Origin of the sequence: Enterocloster aldenensis (assembly GCF_003434055.1) — a bacterium.
In the GTDB taxonomy this organism is placed as follows: Bacteria; Bacillota; Clostridia; order Lachnospirales; family Lachnospiraceae; genus Enterocloster; species Enterocloster aldenensis.
The window spans coordinates 22,918-29,005 of record NZ_QVEX01000031.1 but is presented as its reverse complement, the minus strand read 5'-3'; the positions used below and the strand labels follow the sequence as shown (position 1 = coordinate 29,005).

The following is a 6,088-nucleotide window of genomic DNA, read 5'->3' as shown; positions in this document are numbered from 1 at the left end:
TGGCCTCGGTGGCTGCGGCGGCCTTGGTGGCGGTGGGACTGGCCTCGGTGGCTGCGGCGGCCTCGGTGGCGGTGGGACTGGCCTCGGTGGTCTCTCCGGTCCTGGCCCCATTGGCGGTCTGCCTTGCCCTGGTCCCATGGGTGGTCTTTCCGGCCCTGGTCCCATTGGCGGTCTGCCTGGCCCTGGTCCCATTGGTGGTCTTTCTGGTCCTGGTCCCATGGGCGGTCTGCCTTGCCCTGGTCCCATCGGTGGTCTGCCAGATTCTGGTCCCATCGGTGGTCTCCCTGGCCCTGGTCCCATCGGTGGTCTTTCTGGCCCTGGTCCCATGGGCGGTCTGCCTGGCCCTGGTCCCATCGGTGGTCTTTCTGGTCCTGGTCCCATGGGCGGTCTGCCAGATCCTGGTCCCTGGGGTGGCCTATCCGGCCCTGGTCCCATTGGCGGCCTGCCAGATTCTGGTCCCATGGGCGGTCTCTCCGGCCCCGGTCCCATTGGTGGTCTTTCTGGCCCTGGCCCCATAGGCGGTCTTCCTGGTCCTGGCCCCATGGGCGGTCTCTCCGGCCCTGGCCCCATAGGCGGTCTTCCTGGTCCTGGCCCCATGGGCGGTCTCTCTGGCCCTGGCCCCATAGGCGGTCTTCCTGGTCCTGGCCCCATGGGCGGTCTCTCCGGCCCTGGCCCCATAGGCGGTCTTCCTGGTCCTGGCCCCATGGGCGGTCTCTCTGGCCCTGGCCCCATAGGCGGTCTTCCTGGTCCTGGCCCCATGGGCGGTCTCTCCGGCCCTGGCCCCATAGGCGGTCTTCCTGGTCCTGGCCCCATGGGCGGTCTCTCTGGCCCTGGCCCCATAGGCGGTCTTCCTGGTCCTGGCCCCATGGGCGGTCTCTCCGGCCCTGGCCCCATAGGCGGTCTTCCTGGTCCTGGCCCCATGGGCGGTCTCTCTGGCCCTGGCCCCATAGGCGGTCTTCCTGGTCCTGGCCCCATGGGCGGTCTCTCCGGCCCTGGCCCCATAGGCGGTCTTCCTGGTCCTGGCCCCATGGGCGGTCTCTCTGGCCCTGGCCCCATAGGCGGTCTTCCTGGTCCTGGCCCCATGGGCGGTCTCTCCGGCCCTGGCCCCATAGGCGGTCTTCCTGGTCCTGGCCCCATGGGCGGTCTCTCCGGTCCTGGTCCCATTGGGTTTCTTTCTCTGATTTCCTGAGTCTCTATCCGCTCTTCCACTGAACGGATAGTAGATTCACCTCTTCCCTGTGCAGGGTCTGGAGTTACTTCATTTGCTTCCTGCTTATCCATATACTGCATTCCCTGATTCTTCCTGACCGACTCTACCTCAATCTGAAAACATTCTTCTGGAATCATTTCATCCTGATCCGCATCCGGATTATCAACCGAAGAATCTATATCCAGACGTTTCATGTCATTATGCAGTTCCTCCATCTCCAAGGAACTTCTGTCAGTTTCTGCTATGTTCCACATGCTGGTAACCCGCTCCGCACCTTCTGATGACATGACTGTATCACAGATAGTATCACACAGTCTGTTGACCATCAGATGGTCCGGATACTCATCATACATAGGGCTGTTCTTATAATCCAGCCGGTCGCATGCTTCTGATACATATCCCTGAAGTATCTTTATCCCGGACGGATACATACTCTTCAGATATTCAATATCCTGCATCTGGTCTCCCTTTTACAATTTACTCTTACCAATATCATATGCAGGAATTTCCCTGACTGCCCCTTTCTTTTTAAAAAAATGAAAATATCCGTCATTGGTTCCACTTTGTCTTACTTTTTATGATTTTTTATTGATATACGGTTTGAAATACTGGTTGGGCAACGTGATATCACTGGACAGACAATCCCTTCTCCCTAATCCACACCAGAGAAGTCCCCTTCCAATCTGTATCTGGCGGGAAACTGTTATTTTCCCAAATACACATCGTATCAATAAAAATCCCGGACATACCTATTTCCCCACATTCTGGCTTGGATTAAATTCATCCATGTATATTACATATTTTGGAAAACTATCCCTCACCATATCATATCACTTAAACTCCTTCCTCCTGCATATTCCTCATCATATACCCTTATTACTGTAAATTATAGTAAATATTCAAACAAGGTTTTATTTGGCATAAGGCACAGCAGGACATCTGTTATGCATATTGATATTGAATTTCATAAAATGCTAACAGGAATGGTGCGGACAAATTGTCTGTCATCAAAAAAGGACATCATGGAATGCATATTAATTCGCTTTAATCCATGTGTCCTTTATATTTATTCACTATCCATGGTATGTGCTGCGTAAATAACCGCGAGATAGTGCCTGATATCTGCTTCAGGTGTGCGCCCCCAAAGCTATGGCCTGGCAGACCCTATAGCTAGTACAGCGTTGCTTAAATAACTGAGTAATAGTGCTTGATATCTGTTCATGTGTGCGTTGCCCTAAGGGGTACCTATGGTGGATTTCCTTAGGGCAGATTGCGGAAATGAATTTTCAAACATCCCCTGGCATAGATAGCGAGTGCTATATCACAGGATTTCATATAAGGTTGTGCTAGTTTTTCTTCACATACCCCAATGCCTGTTCCAATGCCTCCTGTTCCTCGTTGCCAAGAACAATATCCGTTTGTCCCATATCAACCTCTTTGATATACAGATAACATCCTTCCCTGCTGTGTACACAGTTCATGACGAATCCGCTGTTGGTATAATCCAGGACAGCCAGGGCAAAACTCAGGTTTCCGCCCATTCCTTTAAACGCATTATACTTTACAATACCATATTTCTGAAAAGATGCCCTGAAATTTCGGTTCAGGGTACGGATTGAATCTTTATTGCTTCTATCTTCAGCCCTCAGGTCCCGCAGCTCATCAATCTCATCCATGATTATATCCTCCAGGGTTTCCGCATCTTTTCCCCGCATGAAATAATCATATTTACGGTCCAGCCTTCTAAGCTTAGTCATTGTAATAATCGCCAATATCAGCAGCAAAACCACTAATATCACAAGTCCCATAATAATGTATGCGGGATCAAATGGACATAGATTTAAAATGCTGTTCTCCATTGTATATCTTCACTCCTTTGTGTCTAACGAATAGATTCAATCATCTCCACAATCCGCTCCAGTTCTGCTTCTGAATAATATTCAATTTCTATCCGGCCTTTATTTTTATCTTTATTATGGATACTGACCTTAGTGCCCATAATACTCTTCATTCTCTCTTCCAAATTCTGGTATATGATAGCTAAGGCCTCATCCTTTTTCTTGTCCTTTTTATCACTGCCATCATCCTCGGCTTCCCTGGCCAGCTTCTTTACAAGGCGTTCGGTTTCCCTTACGCTCATGCCTCCATCCAGAATCATTTTAGCCGCCTTAAGCTGCAGTCCTTTATCATCCAGGGAAAGCAAGGCCCTTGCATGACCGCTGGATATCATGTTTTGAATCAACATTTCCTGAATCTGTTCATCCAACTTCAAAAGACGCATGGAGTTTGTTATGGTGGCCCTGTTCTTTGCAACCCTTTCTGCAATCTCTTCCTGGGTCAGATGAAATTCTTTTACAAGCTGCTGATACGCCAGCGCTTCCTCAATGGGGTTTAAATCCTCTCTCTGTACATTCTCAATCAGAGCGATTTCCATGCCTTCCTGCTTGGTATATTCTCTCAGCACAACAGGAATTTCCTTTAAACCAGCCATCTTTGCGGCACGCCATCTGCGTTCGCCGGCTATAATCTCATAGAAATTTCCTTTTTTCTGAACCAGAAGCGGCTGCAATACACCATACCGCTTAATGGAATCAGCCAATTCCCTTAGCTGTTCCTCATTAAAGTCCTTTCTTGGCTGATCCTTATTAGGCTCAATCAACGCCAGCTTCACCATACGTTCACTGGTCATCTCTTCCCCTTTATCAACTGCAGCTGCCTTTGCCTTTGCAATGTCCTCTTCGCTTTCTTTTATTACATCTTCACCAAATATGGCACCCAGGCCTTTTCCTAATCCCTTTTTAGCCATTACAACTCTTCTCCTCTGCTCATTACTTCTGCTGCCAGCAACCGGTAGCTTTCAGCACCTGTTGATCTGGAATCATAAAGGTTAATGGACATTCCATGGCTTGGTGCTTCTGCCAGACGGACATTCCTTGGAATAATGGTTTTGTATATGGTACGGTTCAGACTGCTTTTAACACTTTCCACCACTTCAATGGAAAGGTTTGTCCTGGCATCATACATGGTAAATACAACACCTTCCAACTCTAAATCCGGATTTAATTTTCTTTTTACAAGATCTACTGTCTTTAAAACCTGGCTTAATCCTTCCAGGGCATAATATTCACATTGTATTGGGACCAATACTGTATCTGCTGCTGTTAATGCATTGATTGTCAGTATATTCAACGATGGGGGACAGTCAATCAGAATAAAATCATATGTATCACGAACTTGATTTAAATAGATGCTGAGCAGTCTTTCCTTTTCTTCTACTTCCTGAAACTCAATTTCAGCTCCAGCCAGGTTCATATCAGAAGGAAGGACATCCAGATTTGGCTGTATTTCCTTTACGATACATTCATCAGCAGGAGCTTCCTCAATCAGCATATCGTATACTGTCTTATTAAAGTCTTCCCGTTCCAGTCCCAAACCGCTGCTGGCATTGCCCTGAGGATCAAAGTCCACCAACAGGACCTTTTGTCCTGCTTCAGCCAAACAGGCAGAAAGATTAATGGCTGTTGTAGTTTTGCCAACCCCGCCTTTCTGGTTGGTTATTGTTATTATTCGTCCCATTTGTATTGATTCCTTTCTCGAAAAAACAAATCTTTCTTCGATTACTTTTACGATTATATCACAACTCCATTTCTTTTCCTATGACAAAATAAAAGAAACTCGTATTTTTCTCATTTTAAACAAAAAATGTTTCACGTGAAACATTTTTCTGTCTGAAAACTCTTAAGAATAATTTAATTCTCTAAACATTGTAATAGCCCCCGGCTTGTATTATAATAGATAAAGCAAAACAACTCTTATTCAAATGGTATGATATGACGAAGTTCAGGAGATTATAATTGAATGAAAACAAGGAACAAATTATTAACCTTACTTATACTTTCAGCAGGAGCAGCTACTACCACTGCTCTTATTAATAAAGCAATTAAGCTGTCCGCGACTTCACGGAATGTTTTAGGAGAACCAGAGGCTTTATGTTATAAGTGGCGTCTTGGTAATATCCATTATACAAAGTCCGGTGCAGGCAAACCGATTCTGCTAGTACATGATTTAAGTCCTGCTTCAAGCAGCCATGAGTGGAAAAACCTGGCAGGTAAATTAGCTGAGTCATATACTGTATACACCATTGATTTATTAGGATTTGGCCGCTCGGAGAAACCCAACCTGACATATACTAATTATCTCTATGTACAGTTATTATGTGATTTTATTAAATCCGAGATTGGACACAGAACAGATATGGTTGCAACCGGTTCCTCCACTGCCTTAGGGATTATGGCCTGCTGTAACTCTCCTGAGTTATTTAATCAGCTTATGTTTATTAACCCTGAAAGTATCCTCTCCTGTTGTCAGGTTCCGGGAAAGAATGCCAAGTTATATAAATTTATGTTGGATCTTCCAATTGTAGGAACCCTCATATATCATATTTCCTGTAGTAAACAAGCCATTACAAAGGATTTTATGACTAACTATTTTTATAATCCATATTCAGTAAAAGCTGGATTGATTGATGCATATCACGAAGCTGCCCACTTGGGTGAATCGCCAAAGTCTGTATATGCAAGCATTGAATGCAACTATATAAAATGTAACATTGTCAATGCATTAAAGAAAATAGATAACAGTATTTATCTCATTGGAGGAGGAGCTCTGGAATATATTGATGAATGTATGAATGAATATAAAGAATATAATCCAGCAGTAGAAACAGCGACTGTTGCAAATACCAAGCACCTTCCCCATATGGAAAAGCCTGCTGAGATATATGACTTGATTAAAACATTCTTATCTTAAAAGCAGTTAATGTTTCACGTGAAACATTCCGGTTCGGATAATTACTGTCCGGACCTTTTTTATTATATA

Annotated in this window: 5 protein-coding genes; 2 read left to right on the top strand and 3 right to left on the bottom strand. The window is 45.6% G+C overall.

The features are described from left to right. A partial coding sequence (locus DWX59_RS28970; RefSeq protein ID WP_166460320.1) for a hypothetical protein occupies positions 1-518 on the top strand: 518 nt, incomplete at its 5' end. A 2,038-nt stretch (positions 519-2,556) separates the two neighbouring features. On the opposite strand, the gene DWX59_RS27855 is transcribed toward DWX59_RS28970, so the two are convergent. Genes DWX59_RS27855 through DWX59_RS27845 form a run of 3 tightly spaced genes read right to left on the bottom strand, consistent with a single transcriptional unit; the run spans position 2,557 to position 4,786 of the window. After that, positions 2,557-3,069 carry a DUF4446 family protein gene (locus DWX59_RS27855; protein WP_117563405.1) on the bottom strand — a complete coding sequence of 171 codons (513 nt, stop codon included), beginning with the start codon at positions 3,067-3,069 and terminating at the stop codon, positions 2,557-2,559. A gap of 23 nt (positions 3,070-3,092) precedes the next feature. Continuing rightward, a complete protein-coding gene (locus DWX59_RS27850; RefSeq protein WP_117563404.1) occupies positions 3,093-4,016 on the bottom strand; it encodes a ParB/RepB/Spo0J family partition protein in 924 nt (307 codons plus the stop codon). Continuing rightward, positions 4,016-4,786, bottom strand: a complete 771-nt coding sequence (locus DWX59_RS27845; protein WP_117563403.1) for a ParA family protein — start codon at positions 4,784-4,786, stop codon at positions 4,016-4,018. Before DWX59_RS27845 ends, DWX59_RS27850 begins: the two co-directional genes overlap by 1 nt. 282 nt (positions 4,787-5,068) lie before the next feature. Between DWX59_RS27845 and DWX59_RS27840 the strand changes: the two genes are divergently transcribed. After that, the gene (locus tag DWX59_RS27840) at positions 5,069-6,019 is read left to right on the top strand and encodes an alpha/beta fold hydrolase (protein ID WP_117563402.1); all 951 of its coding nucleotides are present in this window, start codon (positions 5,069-5,071) and stop codon (positions 6,017-6,019) included. The last annotated feature ends 69 nt before the right edge of the window (positions 6,020-6,088 follow it).